At 63.9% G+C, this 22,106-nt stretch carries 20 protein-coding genes and 1 pseudogene; 14 read left to right on the top strand and 7 right to left on the bottom strand.

What is annotated here, in order from left to right; translation table 11 throughout:
• Positions 1–44 precede the first annotated feature (44 nt).
• Positions 45–1,319, top strand: coding sequence for an OmpP1/FadL family transporter (locus KP003_RS08635; protein WP_217300594.1), 1,275 nt, complete (start codon positions 45–47; stop codon positions 1,317–1,319).
• 184 nt (positions 1,320–1,503) lie between these two features.
• Here the strand turns inward: KP003_RS08635 and KP003_RS08630 are convergent, their stop codons facing one another.
• The 5 genes from KP003_RS08630 to KP003_RS08610 form a co-directional block, all read right to left on the bottom strand.
• On the bottom strand, positions 1,504–2,460 hold the full coding sequence (locus KP003_RS08630; protein WP_216499324.1) for a hypothetical protein: 957 nt from the start codon (positions 2,458–2,460) through the stop codon (positions 1,504–1,506).
• A 196-nt stretch (positions 2,461–2,656) separates the two neighbouring features.
• Positions 2,657–3,667 (bottom strand): transglutaminase-like domain-containing protein, encoded by a 1,011-nt coding sequence (locus tag KP003_RS08625; protein ID WP_217300593.1) that lies wholly within the window; start codon positions 3,665–3,667, stop codon positions 2,657–2,659.
• 44 nt (positions 3,668–3,711) lie between these two features.
• On the bottom strand, positions 3,712–4,479 hold the full coding sequence (locus KP003_RS08620; protein ID WP_216499326.1) for a rhodanese-like domain-containing protein: 768 nt from the start codon (positions 4,477–4,479) through the stop codon (positions 3,712–3,714).
• Positions 4,480–4,563: 84 nt separating this feature from the next.
• The gene (locus KP003_RS08615; RefSeq protein ID WP_216499327.1) at positions 4,564–5,730 is read right to left on the bottom strand and encodes a double-cubane-cluster-containing anaerobic reductase; all 1,167 of its coding nucleotides are present in this window, start codon (positions 5,728–5,730) and stop codon (positions 4,564–4,566) included.
• Positions 5,727–6,488 (bottom strand): acyl-CoA dehydratase activase, encoded by a 762-nt coding sequence (locus tag KP003_RS08610; RefSeq protein ID WP_216499328.1) that lies wholly within the window; start codon positions 6,486–6,488, stop codon positions 5,727–5,729. Before KP003_RS08610 ends, KP003_RS08615 begins: the two co-directional genes overlap by 4 nt.
• Before the next feature lie 149 nt (positions 6,489–6,637).
• On the opposite strand from KP003_RS08610, the gene KP003_RS08605 reads away from it, so the two are divergent.
• Positions 6,638–7,558, top strand: coding sequence for a selenium metabolism-associated LysR family transcriptional regulator (locus tag KP003_RS08605; RefSeq protein ID WP_216499329.1), 921 nt, complete (start codon positions 6,638–6,640; stop codon positions 7,556–7,558).
• A gap of 185 nt (positions 7,559–7,743) precedes the next feature.
• Here the strand turns inward: KP003_RS08605 and KP003_RS08600 are convergent.
• Positions 7,744–8,064, bottom strand: a pseudogene (locus KP003_RS08600) (peptide chain release factor-like protein); the annotation flags it as partial.
• Between the two features lie 234 nt (positions 8,065–8,298).
• Between KP003_RS08600 and dmpI the strand changes: the two are divergent.
• The 3 genes from dmpI (at position 8,299) to KP003_RS08585 (ending at position 9,411) form a co-directional block, all read left to right on the top strand.
• Positions 8,299–8,490: a 4-oxalocrotonate tautomerase DmpI gene (dmpI, locus tag KP003_RS08595; protein ID WP_216499331.1), complete on the top strand. Its 192-nt coding sequence runs from the start codon at positions 8,299–8,301 to the stop codon at positions 8,488–8,490.
• Between the two features lie 16 nt (positions 8,491–8,506).
• The gene (locus tag KP003_RS08590; RefSeq protein WP_216499332.1) at positions 8,507–9,079 is read left to right on the top strand and encodes a flavin reductase family protein; all 573 of its coding nucleotides are present in this window, start codon (positions 8,507–8,509) and stop codon (positions 9,077–9,079) included.
• A gap of 101 nt (positions 9,080–9,180) precedes the next feature.
• Positions 9,181–9,411, top strand: a complete 231-nt coding sequence (locus tag KP003_RS08585; RefSeq protein WP_216499333.1) for a hypothetical protein — start codon at positions 9,181–9,183, stop codon at positions 9,409–9,411.
• Positions 9,412–9,547: 136 nt separating this feature from the next.
• On the opposite strand, the gene KP003_RS08580 is transcribed toward KP003_RS08585, so the two are convergent.
• Complete coding sequence (locus KP003_RS08580) at positions 9,548–10,336, bottom strand: ADP-ribosylglycohydrolase family protein (protein WP_216791579.1); 789 nt, start codon at positions 10,334–10,336, stop codon at positions 9,548–9,550.
• A gap of 30 nt (positions 10,337–10,366) precedes the next feature.
• Between KP003_RS08580 and KP003_RS08575 the strand changes: the two genes are divergently transcribed.
• From KP003_RS08575 to KP003_RS08535, 9 genes are all read left to right on the top strand, one after another.
• Positions 10,367–10,972, top strand: a complete 606-nt coding sequence (locus tag KP003_RS08575) for an acyl carrier protein phosphodiesterase (protein ID WP_328758467.1) — start codon at positions 10,367–10,369, stop codon at positions 10,970–10,972.
• Positions 10,973–11,297: 325 nt separating this feature from the next.
• Positions 11,298–11,702, top strand: coding sequence for a chemotaxis protein CheW (locus tag KP003_RS08570; protein WP_239027640.1), 405 nt, complete (start codon positions 11,298–11,300; stop codon positions 11,700–11,702).
• 1 nt (position 11,703) lies between these two features.
• Positions 11,704–13,161, top strand: a complete 1,458-nt coding sequence (locus KP003_RS08565; RefSeq protein ID WP_239027639.1) for a CheR family methyltransferase — start codon at positions 11,704–11,706, stop codon at positions 13,159–13,161.
• A 33-nt stretch (positions 13,162–13,194) separates the two neighbouring features.
• On the top strand, positions 13,195–13,800 hold the full coding sequence (locus KP003_RS08560) for a chemotaxis protein CheW (RefSeq protein WP_216499335.1): 606 nt from the start codon (positions 13,195–13,197) through the stop codon (positions 13,798–13,800).
• Between the two features lie 146 nt (positions 13,801–13,946).
• The gene (locus KP003_RS08555) at positions 13,947–15,803 is read left to right on the top strand and encodes a HAMP domain-containing methyl-accepting chemotaxis protein (protein WP_216499336.1); all 1,857 of its coding nucleotides are present in this window, start codon (positions 13,947–13,949) and stop codon (positions 15,801–15,803) included.
• Between the two features lie 36 nt (positions 15,804–15,839).
• Complete coding sequence (locus KP003_RS08550; RefSeq protein ID WP_216499337.1) at positions 15,840–18,134, top strand: hybrid sensor histidine kinase/response regulator; 2,295 nt, start codon at positions 15,840–15,842, stop codon at positions 18,132–18,134.
• Positions 18,135–18,146: 12 nt separating this feature from the next.
• The gene (gene cheB, locus KP003_RS08545; RefSeq protein ID WP_216499338.1) at positions 18,147–19,205 is read left to right on the top strand and encodes a chemotaxis-specific protein-glutamate methyltransferase CheB; all 1,059 of its coding nucleotides are present in this window, start codon (positions 18,147–18,149) and stop codon (positions 19,203–19,205) included.
• Positions 19,206–19,215: 10 nt separating this feature from the next.
• Positions 19,216–20,577, top strand: coding sequence for a hybrid sensor histidine kinase/response regulator (locus KP003_RS08540; RefSeq protein ID WP_239027638.1), 1,362 nt, complete (start codon positions 19,216–19,218; stop codon positions 20,575–20,577).
• Between the two features lie 2 nt (positions 20,578–20,579).
• A complete protein-coding gene (locus KP003_RS08535) occupies positions 20,580–22,088 on the top strand; it encodes a sensor histidine kinase (RefSeq protein ID WP_217300592.1) in 1,509 nt (502 codons plus the stop codon).
• The last annotated feature ends 18 nt before the right edge of the window (positions 22,089–22,106 follow it).

The raw sequence follows: 22,106 nt of genomic DNA, 5'->3' as shown, positions 1-22,106 counted from the left end.
CATACGACACAAATGAAAATCCTACTTCAATTCCAGGAGGGTCTATGAACTACAGGAAGGGTCTGATCGCGGGGCTTTTGGCCTCGGCGGTCTCGTTGGGAGCCGGTGCTCCCTCGGCGCATGCCGCCGGTTACGCCGTTTTCACCCACGGGGCCAGTGCCCTGGGCCAGGGTAACGCGGTGACCGCGCACGCCAGCGACGCCAGCACCATCTTTTACAACCCGGCCCTGATGAACCGGCTCGACGGGACCCAGCTGCTGGTAGGCACCACCGCCATATTCTCCTCCCGCGAGTACGCGAGCTCCATCGGCGGCAACCCGTCCTCCGACGATTCGCTCTTCTTCCCGAGCCACCTCTACGTCACCCACAAGTTCAACGACCAGGTGAGCGCGGGTGTCGGGATCTTCAACCCCTTCGGCCTGGGCACCAAGTGGGCCGACAACTGGGACGGCCGCTACATCGCCACCAGGTCCGACCTGAAGACCTTCGACATCAACCCGGTACTTTCCTACCGCGTGCTCCCGTCGCTGAGCCTTGCCGCCGGGGTCGACGTGGTGCTGCTCGACGCGACGCTGCAGCGCAAGATCCCCTCTGCCGCGCTCACCCCTTTGCTCGGGTACGCCCCGGGCACCGACATCAACCAGAAGTTCAAGGGAGACGGCACCGGCGTCGGATTCAACGTGGCAGCCGCCTGGGACCCCTGCGAGCACCTGACCGTCGGCGCCTCGTACCGAAGCCAGGTCTACGTCGACGTATCGGGTGACGCCGTTTTTGCCAGCCCCGCCCCGCTGGCGCCGCCGGTCACCGTCCTGAACAGCGGCGGGAAGACCGACCTCACCCTCCCGCCGCAGTTCACCGCAGGCGTCGCCTTCAAGGGGATCGACAAGCTGACGCTGGAGGCGGGCGTGCGCTGGGAGGGGTGGTCCAAGTTCAAGAACCTGAACATCCGCCTCGACAACGGCAGCTCGTCTCTCACCCCGAGAAACTGGAAGGACAACTGGGGGCTCAACCTGGGGGGGAGGTACCAAGTCGACCCCAGGGTCGCGCTGCTGGCCGGCTACGTCTACGGGGACAGCGCTGTGCCCGACAGCACCTTCGACCCCTCCATCCCGGACGCCAAGACCCACGTCTTCTGCGTCGGCACCGATGTCGACCTCAAGCCCTTTACCGTCGCCGTCGCCTACGGCTACCAGTACTACGAGAACCGTAACAAGAACAACACCATCTACGGGCTTCCCGGCATCGCGGCCACCTCGGCCAACGGCAAGTACCAAAGCGACGCGCACCTGGTCGCCCTCTCGCTGGGGTACAAGTTCTAGCCCGCCGGTCATACCGCATGAAAAAAAGGCCTCTTCCGGTGTGGGAGAGGCCTTTTTTCATATCGGGACGGGCGCCGTCGGAGCCACTCCCCTGGGTCCGTGCTCGACAACATCCCCTCGCCCGCCGGGAGAGGGTGGCCGAAGGCCGGGTGAGGGCGCTGGCAGCTGCAACTACCTGCCGAAACTACTTCCTGGCGAACTTCGGATCAAGGCTGCGCGCCAGGTCGTCATAGGCGACCAGCGCCTTGATCTGGGGGGCGGTCTTCTTGACGGTGGCGTCGAAGAGCTGCAGCTTGCCGTTGAACGCCTGCGCCTTGTTCTTCAGCGAGGCGGTGCTTTCGGCCAAAAAGCTCTTCTCGGCCTTGTCGTCGCTCTTCAGGAAGGACTTCGCCTTGGTAAGGGCCTCGTCGCCGGAGCCTACGTAGTGGTTCACGCTCTCCAGGAAGGAGAGCGAGGAGGCGGAGAGCTGGGAGGTGGTGATGAGGCGGTCCTGCACCTCCGACATCCCCTTCAGCAGGTCCTGGTCGGCGAAACGCACCAGGTCGGAGACGTCCTGGTTGTAGGTGGGCTTGTTCGGGTCGAGCGCGTCGGCGCGGGAGAGGAACTGCTGCGAGGTCCCCAGGTACCTGTTGATGGAGACCGATGCGGCGCCGAGGGACACCGCGGAGTCGGATACGAACTTGGTGAAGAGCGAGGCCTGTCCCGCGTACGGAATCGGGAAGAATTTCACGAAACGCGCGGCGACTGAACTGGCCTGGATGTACTTGGAGTAGCTGGCAACGTGTCCGGACATCCATTTCACGTAGCTTTCGAAGTCGGCCATGGCCTGGCGCTGGCTGCGCACGTCGGCGGTGATCTCCTTGAGCTTCTTGGAGTTGCGGGCAGCAAGATCGGCGGAGCTGATGCTGCAGCTCTCCAGGGCCTTGATTCTCTCCTGCAGGAGCGCGTTCTCCTTGGTGAGAGCGGCGATGGCGGCCGCCTGGTCGGAGGGCGCTGCGGCGACAGGCGCCGGGATGGGCGGGGCCATGGGCGCTGCCGCGACAGGTGCCGGGATGGCCGGGGCCACGTCGGCGCCATGGGCCAGCGGCGCTGCGACGCAGGCGCCCAGGAACGTGAGGGCGATAACGGTGCGGATCTGCACGGGTAAACTCCTGGTTCGTTATTGTGGACCGGGGGGGAAGATACAACAATCGCCCCGGCGAAACAAGGCAAAAGAGCGGGCATAGCACCCGGTACGTCCTCCCTCTCCCGCCGGGAGAGGGGCGTGGTGAGGGCGTTGGCCGGACGAAAAAAGGCCGCGCCTTGCGGCACGGCCCGGTCGGGCAGGTCACCCTCCCCTACTTTTCCTTGAAGTTGATGCGGTAGCTAAAGCCCTTCGGGTCGTACCAGTCCAGCACCTTCCCCCCCACTTCCGCGTAAGGATAGCCGAAGGTGTTGAGCGGAGCGCCGGCCTGCGGCGGGTTAAGCACCAGGTCGCGCCCCGACGCGATCTTGAAGCGGTAAGGATCGATGCCGCCCCAGAAATACTCGCGGTACTCGCTGGTCTTCGCGTCCTTCAGTTCCAGTTTTTCGACCAGCATGGCCTTTCTCACGTCGGCCGGGTCGACCGGCACCCACCCGGTGCCCGGGAGGAAGAACTCGACCCAGCAGTGCTGCCAGGTGGTGACATCCTCCTGCGCCTTCTTGCCAAGGCGCAGGCCGAACACCTCGCGCGCCGGTACACCGGCGGCACGCGCCAGCGCGATGTAGACCGAGGAGATGTCCGTGCATTTGCCGCCCGGCTTCTTCAGCAGCTCGCAGACGTCCCCCTTGCCGCAGCCTACCGTGGCCGGGTCCCGGTACATGTTCTCGCAGGCCCAGTCGTAGATCGCCTTCGCCTTGTCGAGAACGGTCGTCTTCCCCTTCACGATGCTGTCCGCAAGCTTCTTCACCTCGCCGTCCACCGGCCCCATCGAGGTCGGCTTCAGGTACTCAGCGTAGTCGTCCCGGTTCCAGGCGGGCTCCTTGGCGGAGAGGTTCTTGATCCGGACCTCTTCGCGCTGCACGGTGAAGCTGTAGACCAGCTTGCGGCTCTTGGCGTCCTTGTCCCACCGGGCGTAGAGCATAGGCGTGCCGTTGGCCTGGTCGGTGTAAACCGCGGAAGAGGCGAAATCGCCGCTCACCTTGACGTCGGTCACGTTCTGGTACGTGTCGGAGACCGCGTAGGGGATCCAGAGCCTGGTCTCCTTGCCCGCCTCCTGCTTGGAAAGATCGACCTCGACGGTGACCTGGCCGCTGCGGCTCTTGGCCCAGGCGGCAGGGGCGAGGCAAAGGGAAAACGCCAGCATCGTTAACAACAACCTCTTCATTCGTGCTCCTTTGTTTCTTGAAGTGATGGTATAAGTGACAGCCGTTACAACTTGGATTTTACAACCGGAAACCCGGCCTCCTTCCACTCGGCCAGGATGGACTGGAAGATGGAGGGATAGGCGAGCTTCATCAGCTTGCGGTAGGCCGAGTAACTGCGTCCGCCGCTGTTGCAGTAGACGATGATTCCTTTCTCCTTGGGGAGCACGCCCGACTTGGCGGCGAAGGTCTCCGCGGGGATGTTGATCGCCCCCTCGATGTGCCCTTCGGCGAACTCGAACTCGTCACGCACGTCCACCAGCACGTAGGCGTCCTTTTTCTCGGCCAGGATCTGTTTGAGCTGCGCCGGGGTGAACTTGGTGGTCTCTATCTTCTTGGCGTACTCGGGGCCGGCCACGATCGGGTAACCCTTCTCTTCCCAAACCGGGAAGCCGTCGGCGTAGACGGTCAGGTTGGTGTATCCGGCCTCCCTCGCCTTTGCGGCGACCTTCTTGCTCTTGCCGCACTTGACCCCGTTGCAGTAAAAGACGATCAGCGCCCCCTTGTCCCGGGGGAGCAGCGCGATGTTCTTGTCGAACTCCTTGTCCGGGATGCTGATCGCGTTAACCAGGTGGGCCACCTGGTACTCGTCGTTGGTGCGGGCATCAACCAGGGTGAACACTCTTTTCTCCTCCAGCATGTCCCTCAAAACCTCGCTGGAAACGGTTTTGAAGTCGGCATCCGCGGCAAAAACAGGCATCGCGGCGGCCAGGAGCAAGAGGAGCGTTAACAGGGAAAGGACCGAGCTGCCGATAAAACGGGTGATGCTTTTCATGGTGGCCTCCATTTAATTGACATGACATGACAGAATCGACATGGTACCTGCAGTCGTCGAACAGTTCTCCGCGCGGCAAGCCTCTCAAGGGCGCCCTCCCCTCCTGGATCCGATCACCTCCAGGAAGGCCTCGATACGCACCTTCAACTGCTCCGTGTCGGATTCGGAATAGTCGGTCTCGATCTGCAGGAAGGGGACCTGCACCGTCTCCTGCAGGTGGCGCTTGACCGTGAACGACTCCACGTTGTAGGTGTGGCACCCCTGCCAGGTAAGGTCGATCACACCGTCCGCCGCGAACTCCTGCACCAGTCTTTCCAAAAGCTGCAGCCGCCCGGTGTTGGGCGACATGCACGAACAGGGAACCCGCAGGTACTTTTCCGCTATGGAACGGAGCAGGTCATTGCCGGGCATGACCGGATCCACCTTCTTGTAAGCGCCGCAACTCTCGAAGCAGACCACGCTCCCCCCCAGTTCCTCGACCAGGCGCACGACCTTTTCGGAGCCGATCCCGACCGGCACCCCGGTCAGCAGGATGCGCGGGGTCCGGAGGTTGAAGGGAGACCCCCCGCGGTCGCTCAGTTCGGCCAGCTCCCGGGTCAGCCGGTCGATCAGCTCGATCGCCTCGCGCTTGTCCACCGTGAAGCCGCGGTTGTGCAGTACGGTGAGCAGATCCATGCCGGAAATGGGCGCTGGTCTTCTTTTCAGCAGATCCTGCAGGGCTTTGAGAGAGCGGCGTTCTTCGTTGAGAAGCAGCACCGCCGCGGCCAGTTTCTCAGGGGTGATCTGCACGTCGAACGCCTGCTCCAGGCGCGTGATCAGGCGTTTCAGCTCCAGGACCCAGTATTCGAGCGCCGCCTCGTCCTGTACCTGGGGCAGTTGCATCAGGTGCAGAGGTTTCATCTGCCCCAGCAGCTCGTACATCTTCTTCTTGCCGTCGCAGGTGGTCTCGGCGAGGAGCAGATCGGAAAAATGAAAGAAGGGGCAGGTGTCGGTGAGCGCGAAACCGTAGCTGGACTTGATCAGCGGGCAAAGCGAACGCGGCAGCACCTTCTCGGCGGCGGGGATGGGCGTCGCGCTGGTCCCGCACAGTGAAACAGGGATCGCGCCGGCGGCGACGATCAGCTCCACCGGCGAAAACAGGCAGTAGGTGCCGACGACCTTCCTGCCGCGGTCCTTGGCGACCTTTAGCGCGATTGCGTTTCTTTCCCTGAGGCCTGCGATCTCGTCGAAGGCTGCACAGACGTCCCTCATGCCTCGAACCCCATGATCGCGGCACCCAGCGCACCGACCATCTGCGGCGCCTGAGGAACACACATGTCGACGCCGAGGGTGGTACCGATGGCACGGCAGAGCTCACGGTTCAGCGCAACGCCGCCGCTGAAGGTGACCCGGTGCGAGAGGGCGACCTTCCCCGCCAGTCCCTGGATCCTCCCCGCGATGGAGTGGAAGATCCCGGCCGCGATGCTCCCCTTGTCCACCCCGCGCGCCAGCAGTCCGATCACCTCGGACTCGGCGAAAACGGCGCACATGCTGGAGATCGGTGCCGGCGTAGCCCCGACGGCGAGTTCCCCCAGCTGTTCCAGGGAAACGTCGAGCACGCCGGCCATGACCTGCAGAAAACGCCCGGTGCCTGCGGCACACTTGTCGTTCATGGCGAACTCGGCCACCCGCCCCTGCTCATCGACGCTGATCACCTTGCTGTCCTGGCCGCCGATATCGATCACGCTGCGGGTTTCAGGGTGAAGGAAGTGGGCTCCGCGGGCGTGGCAGGTGATCTCGGTTACCTTCCTGTCGAATATGGGGAGGGAAACCCGGCCGTAGCCGGTCCCGACGATGCTTCGTACCTCCCCTTCGGCTATACCGGCACTCTCCAGCGCGCGACGAAGAGCCTCGAGCCCTGCGGCCTTTGGGTCCCAGCCGGTGGGAACGACGACGGCGGCGCGGATCTCTCCGTCGAAGATGACCGCTTTTGTCCCTGTCGAGCCTATGTCGATTCCTGCTGCTACCATCTGATGTCTCTCGCTGAAATAGGGTGTCGGAAAGAGGTGGGGGATGCGGGAAAAGCAGGTGACATCATTAACTAATTGACCGGCGGGAGTCAAATTGATAAATTCGATGAAACAAATAACCCGGATCGTAATATTTAATAGGAGGGGGCGTGAACCTGAAGCAGCTCGAGGTTTTCATCAAGGTGGCAGAAAGCGGCAGCTTCTCCAAGGGAGCCGAAGCCACCTTCATCACGCAGTCCACGGTGAGCCAACATATCTCCGCACTGGAGAGCGAATTCGGCATGAAACTGCTCGATCGGACCGGCAAGGGGGCCCTTCCCACCGAAGGGGGCAAGATCCTCCTGGAACGGGCCCGCAAGCTGGTGGAGTACGCCAGGGAAATACCCGTCGCGCTGGCGCGTTTCAAGGGGATAGAGGAGGCGGAACTGAACATCGCGGGAAGCAGCATACCGGGGGAGTACATGATCCCGGCGGCCCTCCCCCTCCTGATCAGCCGTTTTCCGGGTGTGACCATCGTGCTGAGGCAGGGCGACAGCCGGGACGTGCTCGGAAAGCTGCTGTCAGAGGAGGTGGAACTGGGCGTGGTTGGCGGTCGTTTCGAGGAAGAGACGCTCGAGTTCGCCCCCTTTGCCGAGGACGAGCTGGTGCTGATAGCCCCCTTCGGGCACCGCTGGGGCGAAAAGAGCGCGATCGGCAAGGAGGAACTGCTCGGTGAGCCGGTGGTACTGCGGGAAACCGGTTCCGGTACCGGCAAGGCAGCCGCCCAGGCATTGCGCGAGGCGGGGATCGACCCCGGCACTTTGCGGGTCGCGGCGCACCTCGGGAGCAACGAGGCGGTGAAGCGGGCAGTGATCGCCGGGATCGGCGTATCCTTCGTCTCGGCGGTGTCGGTGCAGCACGAACTGGAACAGGGAACCCTGATCCAGGTTCCCGTAGCCGGCGTCTCCATCAAGCGGCAGTTTTACCTGGCCAGCCGCAAAGGGCGCGAGCTGTCGCCGGCAGCGCTCGCTTTCAGGGGCATCATGCTGGAAATGTACCGGGGCAATGGAGCGTTGCCGGTGGACAGCTAAAGTACCGGAGGAACCATCGACCGTCGTGAGCCAGGCATCGAGAGCCAGGCATCGAGAGCTAGGCATCGAGAGCCAGGCGTCCAAACTGTAGGGGCGAATAATCATTCGCCCAGACCTTCAGATCAGACAAAACAAGAGTGCCGTTTCATGCCCGATCGGGAGGAAGCGGTTTCAGTTATCCATCGTCAACTGTCCATCCTCGAACTTCTCTGTCTCTTGCGCTCGGAAGCCGCCTTCTTGTCGGAAAGCCGCTTTTCCTTGGCGCCGCGCGGCACCTTGGTGGCGATCCGCTTTTTCCTCTTCTGCTCGCGCCTGCGCAACAGCTCGGCCAGACGCTGAAGGGCCGTCTCCCGGTTTTGTGCCTGGGAACGGCTCTCGCTGGCTTGCGCCACGATCCCGGTCGGGAGGTGCCGGATGCGCACGGCAGAGTCGGTCGTGTTGCGATGCTGCCCCCCCGGTCCCGAAGCGCGGTAAAACTCCACCTTTATTTCTGATTCCTTGATCTCTGCCATCTTCCTCTTCCTTGTCGTTGCCGAATCGGTGGACTATACCACGTCTGCGGCACACTCCCTAGTCTTCACGTTGGCTTCGCGGCGGAATAAGCGGACATTTACCCGTGCGGGTAATGCCTGGCGCGGCGCGCGAGGATCGGGCACCGGATCCCGCTGTTGATGTCATGGCCGATATTTGCTACATTGACCACCTTTCCACTACTACACCCGCCACAAGGAGAGTTGCACATGCCCGTCATCACCATCGACCTCGGTACCATCGAGAACAAAGAGAAAAAGGGCCAACTGGTGCAGGCCTTGACCGACGCAGCCAGTTCCGTCACCCAGATCCCCGCGGACAAGTTCATCGTCTTCATCAAGGAAATGGAGCGGGAAAACATCGGCGTCGGCGGGAAACTGCTGTCGGACATCCTCAAGTAAAGGTCATGGAGGCCATATGAAAAAGAGTTTGGGGAAAGGGACCCACGCCATGCCGACCCCGGTCTGGCTGGTAGGCAGTTACGATATGGCGGGCAAGCCGAACCTCGCCACGGTGGCCTGGGGCGGCGTCTGCAGCTCCGACCCGGCAGCGGTCACCATCTCCCTGCGCAAATCGCGCTACAGCTACGACGCGATCCTAAGGCGCGGCGCCTTCACCGTGAACATCCCGTCGCAGCAGTTCGCCGTCGCGGCCGACTACGCGGGGATCGCGTCCGGCAAGAACGAGGACAAGTTCGCCCAGGCGGGACTCACCGCGGTGAAGAGCGATCTGGTGGATGCCCCTTACGTCGCGGAATTCCCGCTCGTCATCGAGTGCCGCCTGCTGCAAACGGTGGAGATCGGGGTGCACACCCAGTTCATCGGCGAGATCGTTGATGTGAAGGCGGACGAGTCGGTCCTCGACGCCAACGGCCTCCCCGATCCGGCCAGGGTGCTGCCGCTCATCTACAGCCCGACCAACCGCGTCTACTACGGCCTGGGCGAGCCGGTGGGCAAGGGATTCGACATCGGCAAACAGTTGATGAAGTAACTGGATGGTTCCCGTTCCTACGGTATAATCGTTCGCGTCATCACACCTAGGGTGCCGGATCCCCTGCCGACGGCAAGGCGGCGCCCCCATCGGGGACGCACATGGACGACGAGACCTTCAAGAACGAGGTGCTGGACCGGCTGCAGCAGATCATAGAGATGCTGACCTCCATTCTCCCGGAGGCCTGCATCGAGGAAGCCGGGGAAACGCCTGCATCCCTCGCCGCCACTGAAACGGCGCAGGCAAGCAATCCGTACGGTATCGACGAAGAAATGCAGGACGGCTACCGCTTTGCCAGGGAGAAATGGAACCTCGAACACGGCGGCGCCTGAACAGGACGCTGCAGCTCACCAACCGGCCGGAGCACCCCGCGGACATTGCGCGGGTGCACCGGCCTTTCTTTTTTGGTCCCTGCCGTAATTGCCCCCGAAGCGCTGCGCGAGAGCCGCGTCTCCCCTTTACCTCGCCTCAGCGCCTGAAACAGCGCCCGGCAACGAAACGCGCCTCGAACTCCAAGGTAACCCTTCTCAGCGGCTCGTCCAAAAAGCGCAGCGCCCTTTGGGCAATCGGGAACGGAACCCCGCCGTAAAAGGCCTGCGCGACACCGCCGGCGATACAGGCCAGGGTATCGGAATCACCTCCAAGCGAGACGGCAAGCCGCAGGGCGCTCTCGAAGTCCTCTGAATCGAAGAACGCGGCCAGCGCCTGGGGCACCGTCCCCTGGCAGGAGACGTCGAAGCGGTAACCGGGACGGATCTCGTCGCAGCTCCGCGATAGGTCGTAGCCGAAGCGTCCGCTCACGAAGCTGCGTATCTCCTCCTTGCCGGCGCCGCTGCGCCCGAGGTAGATCGCGGCTGCCGCGGCCTGCGCGCCCCTCACCCCCTCGGGGTGGCCGTGGGTGGGAAGGGTGTACTCCTCGGCCTTTTGCAGTACGTCGTCAAGGGAATCGAAGGCCCAGGCAGCAGGCGCGATGCGCATCGCGGAGCCGTTGCCCCAGCTTTGGTAGGGGGCGGCGTCCTCGCTTGCGGCCCAGAGCGCAAAGTTTTTGCCGTACCCGGCATCCGGGTAGCTGCGATAGTAGCGCCGCATCACCTGGGCGTACGGCTCGCCCCCCATGATCGCGTCGGCCAGCGCCACGGTGAGCACCGTATCGTCGGTGAAGCGGCAGTGGTCCTGGAACAGCGGGAAGGACGTGGTCTTTATGTTGTTCCACTCGTAGATGGAGCCGACAATGTCGCCGGTCAGCGCACCGAGCATGTCACTCCCCCTACCCCTTCTGCCGAGGTTTTGGTATCATCACTTGCCATGAACTACCTCTTCCATCTCTACTTGTCCGGCGACGACCCCGCCACCCTCACCGGCAACTTCATGGGGGACTTCGTCAAGGGACCGCTCGCCGACCGATTCCCTGAGCCCCTGCGCCAAGGCCTGGAGCTGCACCGGCGCATCGACTCCTTCGCCCAGAAGCACCAAGGCTTCACCAACAGCCGCCTGCGCATCGCGCCTGAGTTCGGGCTTTACCGGGGCATCCTGGTCGACCTCTACTACGACCACTTCCTGGCCACCGGCTGGGGGCAATGGCACCAGGAACCGCTGCCGGTCTACCTGAAGCGCGTCAGGAGGATCGTCGAAGGGAACCGGTCCCTGCTGCCGGAACCCTTGCAGAGGTTGGTCCCGGTGATATTCGAGGACATGATCCCCTCCTACCTCACCACCGACGGGGTTGCCGGCGCCCTGGAGCGGATGTCCAGGCGCGTGAAGCGGTCCAACCCACTGGCCGGTGGCGGCAGGGAGCTTACCCGCAACTACCACGCTTTGCAAGAGGATTTCCTGGAATTCCTGCCCGAGGTGCACCGGTACGCGCAGGAGTTTTTACAGCGCAGAACAGGTTGAGCCGCTTCACCTTTGATACTGTCTTTTTAGAGGGCTCATTGTTTTTACACCGGCCGGGATTGTCACAGTGACGCCGGCCACTGTATCCCCGCCCCCCTCCACATCCTCCAAATCGGTCCTTTTAGAAAAAAGCCCCCCGTCCCATACTCCATGCAGAAACTTCAATAGCGAAAAATCACACGTTCAGTCATTAAATCGCAACAATCCGCTTGAATAGAAACCCGCACCGCGGTAAATTAAAGCGCCGTATTGATGTCGCACCTGGAGAAGACCGATAGACACGATCCACCTGCTCATCTTCGCCCTCGACGGCCAACGCTACGCTTTGAGCCTGGATCAGGTCACCAGGGTCATCAGGGCGGCCGCGCCCACCCCGATTCCCCATGCCCCGGACGTCGTGCTCGGCATCCTCGATCTGCAAGGGGAAGTTATCCCCGTCATAAACCTGAGAAAAAGGTTCCGGTTGCCGGAGCGAGGCATCGGGTGCGAAGACCAGTTCGTCGTGGCGCATACCGGGAGGCTCCAACTGGCCCTGCACGTGGACGGCACCGAGGGGGTGCTGCAGCAGGCTGCCGGTTCGCCGGTTTCGGCCGACGAGATCGTGGCGGGCACTGAATTCCTGGCCGGCGTTACGAGGACCACGGAGGGGCTGGTGCTGATCCACGACCTGGATACCCTGCTCTTCCCCGACGAAGAGGCGCAGATCCGCGCGGCGCTGGAAAAGGTGTAGCGTGGGCGACGATCACCACCACTCCCTGCCGACTTTCGCACGGTTCATAGCCAGGAACATGGGGCTGCATTTTCCCGAGACGCGACTGCGCGAGCTCGCGCAAAAGATGTCCGCCCTGGCGCGGGAGGCCGGTTTCGAGGACCTGGATAACTACCTGTTCCAGCTCATGGCCGCCCCGCTGTCCCAGGAACAGCTGAAGGCGCTCTCCGGCGCCCTGACCATCGGCGAAACGTATTTCCTGCGCGACCCCAAGAGCTACCGCGTGCTCGAGCGGCAGGTGCTCCCGGCGCTCATCGATACACGGCGCCGCGGCGGCAAGACCCTCAAGATCTGGAGCGCCGGCTGTGCCACCGGCGAGGAGCCTTACTCCATCGCTATCATCCTGAGCCGCCTGCTGCAGGACCTGCCCGATTGGAAGATCACGCTCCTTGGCACCGACATCAACGAAGAAGCGCTGGAACGTGCCCAGAGAGGGGTGTACGGAAAATGGTCCTTCCGAAACGCCCCGGAATGGCTCATGGAGTACTTCACCCCCCTGGGGGACGGTCAGTTCGAGGTTGCCCCCCGCATCCGGCAGATGGTGCATTTCAGCCAGATGAACCTTGCCGCCGACGCGGGAAACGCGCTCACCGGCGGCGTGGACATCATCTTCTGCCGCAACGTGATGCTCTACTTCCATGCCGAGCTGATCGAAAAGACGGTGGCCCTGTTTCATGCCGCCCTGAAACAGGGGGGGTGGCTTTTCGTCGGCCCCACCGAGGTGGACCACCAGAGGCTGCGCGGCTTCAGCTGCCATTACTTCGACGGGGCGCTCTTGCTGAGAAAAGGTGAACCGCGCCGGAAAACGCAGCAGCCGGCCGCACCCGCCGTCGCGCCGCAGGCCCCGGTCGCTGGCGCAGTTCCGGCCGGCGCCTCCCCGGCGGGGCACCCACCCTCCTCCGGCGCTTCTCTTTTGCAGGCGGACCAGCGTCCCGAAAGCGTCGCGCTGGCTCGTGCCGCGTACCATGCCGGAGAGTACCATGAGGCCGCCCGTCTTGCCCTCTCCGCGCCGCACCTCCCCGAGAGCCTTGCCCTCGCGGCGCGCTGCTACGCGAACCTTGGGCGATACCAGGAGGCCCGTGAACAATGCGAAAAGGCGCTTTTGCTGGAGCGCCTTGACGTCCGTACCCATTACCTGCTTTCCATGATCCTGGAGCAGTTGGGCGACGATGCCGGCGCGGAAGCCTCCTTGAAGCGCGCGCTCTACCTGGACCACGACTACCTGCTCGCCTACTTCGCCCTGGGCAACCTGTGCCGCAAGCGGGGCGAATTTCGCGATGCGGCCCAGAGCTTTGCCAACGCCCTGCGCCTGCTGCAGCGGCACGACCCTGCCGAAGTCCTGCCGGAGGCCGAAGGGATCACGGCAGGGATGCTGACGCAGCTGATCAAGGGGATGATCGCCGGGTTGAACCGCAGGTAAAACCGGCGGCACGACAGTTTCGGGAGATGGCGGATGCCACTGAAGAGTTCCAGCATAGATTGGGCCTTACTGCTAAAGCGCCAGGAGGCCGCCTTCCAGGCGGCGGTTGCGCCCTCCGACGACCCGGTGCGCGAGCAGGCGCTCCTTTTGGAACGGGCGCGCCAGTTGAGCCTGAAAAAGGAGCCTGCCGCGGATGGGACCGGCATCGACTGCCTTGAATTCCTCCTGTCCGGGGAGCGCTACGCCATCGAGCTCTCCTACATAGCGGCAACCCTGCCGCTCACGGACTTCACGCCGCTTTTTTGCGCCCCCTCCTTCGTACTGGGGATCACCAACCTGCGCGGCCGCATCATCTCCATCGTGGACCTGCGCCGTTTTTTCGAACTCCCCGCGCTGGGGCTTTCGGACCTGAACCGGGTGATTGTGGTGGGAGACGAACGGATGGAGTTCGGGGTGCTGGCCGACAGCATCGTCGGCACGAGATCCGTATCGGCTGCGGATCTTCTCCCGACTCCCGACACCTTTGCCGGGCCCAGGGAGGAGTTCGTCGCGGGGGTGACCGCCGAGCGCCTGGCCCTGCTGGACATGGGGAGGATACTGGCCGACCCGCGCATGGTGGTGCACGAAGAGGTAGGGTAGAAAAGCCAGGTTGAGGTTGAGGTTGAGGTTGAGGTTGTCCAGCTTAGTTAATCATTTTTGCAGTCAAGGTTTGCGTTTGTGAGTTTTCTCAACCTCAACCTAAACCTTGACCTGTTTCATCCTTGACCTGTTTCATAGGGGGTTCCATGCTGAGTAATCTGAAGATCCGTTCCCGACTGGTTGCCGGTTTTTCCGTGCTGGTCCTGTTCCTGATCCTGATCGGGGCGCTTTCCCTTAAAAACCTCGCCGCCGAAGGCGACCTTTTGAGCGAGTTCTACGAACACCCCTTCGCCGTGACCAACGCCATCCAGCAGGTGGACACCAACATCACCCGCATGCATCGCGGCATGAAGGACGTGATACTCTACGCGAGCGACCGGGAGGACATGGAGGCGTCGATCGCGGAAATAGAGAGCTGCGAGAAGAACGTCTACCGTCAACTGGCGCTGGCCAGGGAACGCGTACCGGGTGACAAGTCCAAGATCGATCAGATCAGGGAGTCGATGGACCAGTGGAAGGTGGTCCGCGGCAAGACCATCGTCCTGGCGCAACAGGGAAAGGTCAAGGAGGCCATCGCCTTTCACAAGGCATACGCCCGGCGCACGGTCGCCCAGATCGACGCACAGGTGAACGAGGTGCTCAAGGACTCCTACTCCATCGCCGAGAGATTCGCCGCCGAATCCAGCAAGAACCAGCGCTTCACCTTCGCCATCACCGCGGTCCTCGTGGCCCTGGCCTGCATTCTGGCCGCGGTCATCGCCTTCGCCATCACCGCCTCCATCACGAGACCGCTCACCGACGCGGTGCAGGCCGCCGACCGGCTGGCCCAGGGGGACGTCTCCGTCGAGATCGGCAGCAGTTCCCCCGACGAGCTCGGACAGCTCCTCAGGGCCATGGGCAAGGTGGTCCAGTCGATGCGCGGCATGGGGGAGACCGCGAACCGCATCGCCCTGGGAGACCTCGACGTGGAGGTCGTTCCTCTCTCCGAGGCCGACGTCTTCGGCAAGGCGATGCGCGACATGGTGGCGTCGCTCAACACCCTTGCCGACAACGCCGACCGCATCGCATCGGGCGACCTCACCATCGAGGTGCTCGCCGCCTCCCCCAAGGACCGTCTCGGCAACTCCTTCCAGGCGATGACCAGGAACCTCAGGGAGCTCACCTTCGAGATCGCCGAGGTCGTCAACGTCCTGGCCGGATCGGCCGCCGAGATCATGACCACGGTGAGCGAACTCGCCTCCAGCTCGGCCCAGACCGCGACCTCCATCTCCGAGACCAACGCCACCGTCCAGGAGATCCGCCAGACCACCGACCTCACCTCGCAGAAGTCGCGCCAGGTGTACGAAAGCGCGCACCGCTCGACCCAGATCGCCCGCACCGGCCGCGAATCGGTGAACAGCGCCATCGGCGGGATGCAGGGTATCGACGAGCGCATGGGTTTCATCGCGGAGCGCATCGTCAACCTCTCGGAACAAAGCCAGGCCATCGGCGAGATCATCGCCACCGTCGCAGACCTCGCCGAGCAGTCGAACCTGTTGGCGGTGAACGCGGCCATCGAGGCTGCCAAGGCCGGGGAGCACGGCAAGGGATTCGCCGTCGTGGCGCAGGAGGTGAAGAACCTGGCCACCCAGTCCAAGCAGGCCACCTCCCAGGTCAGGAGCATCATCGGACAGATCCAGAAGGCGACCACCGCCGCGGTCCTCGCCACAGAGCAGGGTAGCAAGGCGGTCGAGGCGGGGGTGAAACAGTCAAGCGAGGCGGGGGAATCGATCAGGCAGCTCGCCGCCAGCATCGAGGAATCCTCAAACGCCACCCTGCAGATCGTCACCTCCACCCAGGAGCAGGCGATCGGCATGGACCAGATCGCGATCGCCATCCAGAGCATCAACCAGGCCAGCGATCAGAACGTCGAGGGATCGCGCCAGATCGAGGCGGCGGCCCGCAACCTGTACGAGCTGAACCAGAAGCTGCAAAGGCTCGTCAGCGGTTACAAGGTGGCATGATGCCCATGACGGCGGGAAACGGGGGCTTACTGCGGCATGCTTGACAGCGACGCCTTGCTCAAAGAACTCCTTGAGACCTTCGAACTGGAGGCACGGGAGCACCTGGGGGAACTCTCCACCCTGCTCATCTCTTTGGAGCGCGAGCCGGAGGCTGCCGAACGGGTGCGTCTGCTGGAGGCGATCTTCCGCCGCGTGCACACCCTTAAGGGGGCGGCACACGCGGTGAACCTCCCGGACGTCGCCCTGGCCTGTCAGCGGCTCGAAGACGTGCTCGCCGATTTGAAAAGGGGGGACCTTCCCCTCGGGCTCGAACAGTTCGACTCGCTGCACGTCAGCATCAACGAACTGGGCGAACGGGTCACCTTCTACCATCCCGCCGCAACAGCGGTCCCGGCATCTTCTGCGCCGCACGAGCTTCCGGTCGCCGCGGCGGTCCCGCCGGACCCGGCGCCAGTGGGGGTGGAGCCCCGTGCCCCCCTCCCGGCACGTGAGGCTGCCGCGCATCACGGCGCGCCCCCCACCTCTTCCGCACCGCACCGGGCGCCGCAGAGGAAAGCGGCCGAGGCGCGTCCCCCTGCGGCGCGCCCGTACGGGGACGAGACGGTCCGGGTTTCGGCGCGCCTTCTGGAAGAGCTCCTGTTGCAGTCCGAGGAGCTCGTTTCCGCGAAACTTTCCGCCTCGGCGCTCCATGAAGAGCTGGCCGCAGCGGCCGGCGAGCTGGCGCTGCGCCAGGGGGAACGTAGCCGTGCCCTGGAGACCGCCCGCAGGATCGTCAAGGGGGCCAGTGGCCGGGAAGCAGCACTCGCCGCCATGCTGGAGCAGAGCTGCCAGACGGAGCGGCACCTGGAGGGGCGTCTGCGCCTGCTGGAAAAGAGCGCGGACAAGCACCTGAGGTCGCTGCAGGCCATGCTCGACCCGCTCCTTGAGGAGATGAAGAAGCTGCAGCTCCTCCCCTGCTCCACGCTGTGCGACCCCTTCGCCAAGCTGGTGCGGGACCTCTCCCGCGAACTGGGGAAGGAGGCCGAGTTCAGCTGCCTAGGGGGCGAGCTCGAGATCGACCGCCGCATCCTCGCCGAACTGAAGGAGCCGCTCCTGCACCTGGTGCGCAATACCGTCGACCACGGCATCGAGGAGCCGCAGCAACGCCTGGCCGCGGGCAAACCCGCCAGGGGGGCGATCGGCCTCGAGATCAGGCTGCAGGATGCCAACCGCGCCGAACTCATCCTGGAGGACGACGGCCGCGGCATCGACCTGGCTCGGATCAAGGCCGCGGCAAAACGACTCGAAGCGGCCCCGGCGGAACTCCTGGAGCGGATGCAGGACCACGAAGCGCTGCAGCTCATCTTCGAGTCGGGGCTCTCCACCAGCAGCTCCGTCGGCAACGTCTCGGGACGGGGGCTCGGCCTCGCCATCGTGCGCCACTCCCTCGAGCGCCTGGGGGGGCACGTCACCGTCTCCAGCACCCCTGGCGCCGGGACCGTGTTCCGGCTGGCCTTTCCCCTCTCCTTCGCGAGGATCAGGGGGCTCCTGGTGCAGGTCGCCGGCCGGGACTGCGTGATCCCGGCCACCAACGTGGAACTGAGCTCGCGGGTGGCACCTGCCGAGGTTAAACGGGTGGAGAACCGCGACACGGTGCTCGTGAACGGAGAGGTGGTCGCGCTGGTCGCGCTGGCGCGGATCCTCGAACTCAAACGCGGCGCGCAGGCCGCGGAGGACAACCTCTGCTTCGTGCTGCTGCATGCCGGCGAGAAGAGGATCGCCTTCGCCGTCGACCAGGTGCTTGGGGTCCAGGAAATCCTGGTCAAGCCGCTTGGACGGCAGCTTTCGCGTGTCCGCAACGTGTCCGGGGGGACCGTGCTCGGCAACGGCCGGGTTGTCCCGGTCCTGAACGTGGCGGACCTGTTCCGCTCGGCGCTCTCCGTCGAGGCGCCGCCGGTTTCCCCCCCCTCTCACGCTCCCCAGGCCCGGCGGGTCTCGGTGCTGGTGGCGGAGGACTCGATCACCTCGCGCACGCTTTTAAAGAACATCCTGGAATCGGCCGGCTACGAGGTGCGCACCGCCGTGGACGGGGCGGATGCGCTCTCCCAGCTAAAGAGCCAGGCCTGCGACGTGGTGATCTCCGACATCGAGATGCCGCGCATGGACGGCTTCCAGCTCACCGAGGCGATCCGCGCAGACGGCAGGCTCTCCACGTTGCCGGTGATCCTCGTGACGGGACTGGAATCGCGCAGCGACCGCGAGCGCGGCATCGACGCGGGCGCCAGCGCCTACCTGGTGAAGAGCAGCTTCGACCAGGGAAACCTCATCGAGGTAATTCAAAAACTTAGCTGACGAGGGACCGGCGTGATCAGACTGTTGGTGGTAGAGGATTCAAAAACGGTGCAGCGCGCGCTGGTGGCTGCCTTCGAGGCCGACCCCGAGTTCAAGGTGATCGGCACCGCCGAAACCGGCGAGGAGGCGGTCGAGGCAGCCAGGACGCTCAAGCCCGACCTGATCACCATGGACATCAACCTTCCCGGCATGGACGGCTTCGACGCCACCCGCGCCATCATGTCCAGTTGCCCGGTCCCCATCGTCATCGTCACCGGGAAGATGAATCCCAAGGATTCCGCCACCCTGTTCCGGGTCATGGAGGCCGGCGCCCTCATGGTCCTCTCCAAGCCGGATCCGGTGGGGAGCCCGGGGTACCAGGCCTCGGTGGACTACCTGATCCACCACCTGAAGCTGATGGCCGAGATCAAGGTGGTGCGCCGCATCTTCCCGAGCGGCAAGACGATCCCCCGTACCGAGCGCCCGGTCCCCCTCCCCCCGGTGCAGCCGGTCAAGGTGGTGGCGATCGGGGCCTCTACCGGAGGGCCGCCCCTGCTGCGCCAGATCCTCGCCGAGCTCCCCGAACGGTTCCCCGCCGCGGTCCTCGTGGTGCAGCACATGGCCGTGGGGTTCACGGAGAATTTCGTGCACTGGCTGAACCGCAGCTCCAAACTCCCGGTGCAGCTCGGAACCGACGGGGCGCAGCTCATCCCCGGGCAGGTCTACGTGGCGCCGGACCACTTTCACATGGAGGTCACCCGGTCCGGGAGGATCCTGCTGACCGATGCCGCGCCGGAGCACGGCGTGCGCCCCTCGGTCTCGGCGCTCTTTCGCTCGGTGGCGCACTGTTACGGCCGGCAGGCCATGGGAGTGCTCCTCACCGGCATGGGAAAGGACGGGGCCCTGGAACTGAAGGCGATCCGGGGGCGCGGCGGCATCACGGTGGCCCAGGATCGGGAAAGTTCCATGGTCTTCGGCATGCCCGGAGAGGCGATAGAGATCGACGCGGCCCAGCACGTGCTGCCGCCGGGGGGGATCATCGAACTGTTGCACAGGGTGACCAGCAAGGGCGCAAGCGCCGTCTCAAGTTGAGGGGAAAAACGTGATTGGTACCGAAAACAGCGCTGCCGCCCGGCAGCACCGCATATTGATCGTCGACGACAGTCCGACCCAGGCGAAGCTTTTGGAGCAGATGCTGGCCGAACAGGGATACCGGGTCTCCAGCGCCCGAAACGGCAGCGAGGCCCTGCAAATCATCGCATCTGTCCCCCCCGACCTGGTCATCAGCGACATCCTGATGCCGGAGATGGACGGCTTCGAGCTCTGCCGGCAGGTCAGGCAGCTGCCGCATGGTGCGCAGATGCCCATCATCCTGCTCACCCACCTGAACGACCCGTCCGACGTGCTGCACAGCCTCGAGGTGGGGGCGGACTACTTCGTCTCCAAGCCCTACAGCCAGAAGCTCCTCCTCTCGCGCATCCGGGCGGTGCTGGAAGGGGTGCGTCTTTGCCGCCAGGGCGAGGTCGAGGGGGAGATCTCGGTCGGATACCGCGGCCGTCAGTACCGGGTCCACGCCGACTGCGCACACACCCTGGAACTGCTGCTGGCGACCTACGAGATGGCCGCGGAAAAGAACCAGGAGCTCCTCGGGGCGCAGGCGCTCCTCTCCAACCTGAACCGCGAGCTGGAAAAACGGGTGCTGGAGCGGACCGCGGCACTCACCCAGGAGACCGCCGAGCGCCTGCAGGCGCTGGAAGAGCTGCGCAAGAAGGACGAGGTGCTCATGCAGCAAAGCCGCCAGGCGGCCATGGGAGAGATGATCGGCAACATCGCGCACCAGTGGCGCCAGCCGCTGAACGCGGTCGGACTCCTGGTCCAGGACCTCACCCTCTCCTACGAGTACGGCAACTTCAGCAGGGAGTACCTCGAGTCCAGCACCGGCAAGATCATGCAGATGGTCCGGCACATGTCGCAGACCATCGACGACTTCAGGAACTTCTTCACCCCCGACAAGGAAAAGAGCGAGTTTCACCTGGAAAAGGTGCTGCGACGCACCCTTGCGCTGATCGACGGCAGTCTCAACGACAAGGGGATCACCATCGAGTTGGACGCCGGCGAGGTCCCCTCCGTGGTGGGGCACCCCAACGAGTTTTCCCAGGTCCTTTTGAACATCATGAACAACGCCATGGACGCCTTCTCCGAGAAGAAGGTCCGCTCTCCCCGGCTGAAGGTCACCCTCTCCAGCCATGAGGATAGGGCCGTGGTCACCATCGCGGACAACGCGGGTGGGATTCCCGACGACATCATCGGCCGCATCTTCGAACCCTACTTCACCACCAAGGAACAGGGGAAAGGGACCGGGATCGGCCTGTTCATGGCCAAGAACATCGTGGAAAAAAGCATGAACGGCTCGTTGACCGTATGCAACATCGGCGAAGGCGCCGAATTCAGGATAGAGGTCTGACCATGGCAGCAACTCCCCCCCCGGGTACCGGATTCACCCTTCTCTACGTCGAGGACGACGAGATCACCAGGCAGACGGTGCTCACCCTGCTGGGGCGCCGCTTCCCCGGGCTGGTCCTTCACTCCGCCCGAAACGGCGGGGAGGCGATGGAACTCTACGGCACCTACGCGCCCGACCTTGTGGTCACCGACATCAAGATGCCCGTGATGAGCGGCATAGAGATGGCGAGGCGGCTTTTGGAACGGAAGCCGTCCCTGCCGGTCATCGTCACCAGCGCGCACAGCGACATGCAGTACCTGCTGGAATCGATCGAGCTCGGCATCGCGCGCTACGTCCTGAAGCCGATCGACAGCGGCAAGCTTTTCGCCGCGATCGACGCCTGCCTCAACACCCTCTCACTGGAGCGGGAGCTGCAGGCCCAGCAGGCCTTCGTACGGAAACTGTCGCGCGCCGTGCAGCAGAGCCCAAGCTCCATCGTGATCACCGACCCCCAGGGGATAGTGGAGTACGTGAACCCGAAATTCACGGAACTGACCGGCAGGGCGGAGTCCGAAGTGCTGGGGAGTCCCTTGGCCACGCTGCTCCCTGGCGGAGAGGAGGCCTGGGGCCGCGTGTCGGCCGACGGCGCCTGGCACGGCGAAGTGGAGGGGGTGGGCAAAGACGGCCTCCCGCTCTACCAGTCAAGCTCGATCACGCCGGTCCTGGACGAAGCCGGAGCCATCGCCAACTTCGTCGCAGTCCAGGAGGACATCACCGAACGGGTGCAAAACGAGCGTGAGATCGAGCAGTTAAACCGGACCCTCACCGCGCGGGCCGAGGAGCTCGAGATCGCCAACCGCGACCTGGAAGGGTTCAGCTACACGGTCTCCCACGACCTGCGCACGCCTCTTACCAACATCAACGGCTACTGCCAGGTGATCCTTGAGCTCTACGGAGAGACACTGGAACAGGGGTGCAAGGATTTCATCGACACCATCTTCAACGAGACCATCAGCATGAACCAGCTGATCAAGACCCTCCTGGAGTTCTCCCGGGTCTCCCGCGCGGAGATGGTCAAGTCCCCGGTGAACCTCACCGAGATGGCCACCTTGATAGCTGCGTCGCAGCAGCTCGCCGCCCCCGGTCGCAAGCTCTCTTTCACCATCGAGCCGGACCTGAACGGCTTCGGCGACCCGAACCTGTTGAAGGTGGTGCTGGAGAACCTCTTCTCCAACGCCTGCAAGTATTCCGGCAAGCGGGAGCGGTCCCTGGTAGAATTTCGCCGGACGGAACAGGCCGGGGAAACGGTGTACCTTGTGCGCGACAACGGCGCGGGTTTCGACATGGCCCAGGCGGCCAAGCTCTTCAGTCCGTTCCAGCGTCTCCATTCCCAACGTGAATTCGCCGGCTTCGGTGTGGGACTCGCAACGGTCCAGCGCATCATACAGCGCCACGGCGGTCGCGTCTGGGCCGAGGGCAAGGTCGACGGCGGGGCGTGCTTCTACTTCACCCTCCCCGGGCCGCAGTCCTAGTGACGGCGGAGCAGGGAG

The organism is Geomonas diazotrophica, assembly GCF_019063885.1.
Taxonomy (GTDB): domain Bacteria; phylum Desulfobacterota; class Desulfuromonadia; order Geobacterales; family Geobacteraceae; genus Geomonas; species Geomonas diazotrophica.
Note: the sequence above shows the minus strand (reverse complement) of the source record. Positions and strands in the feature narration are given on the sequence as shown.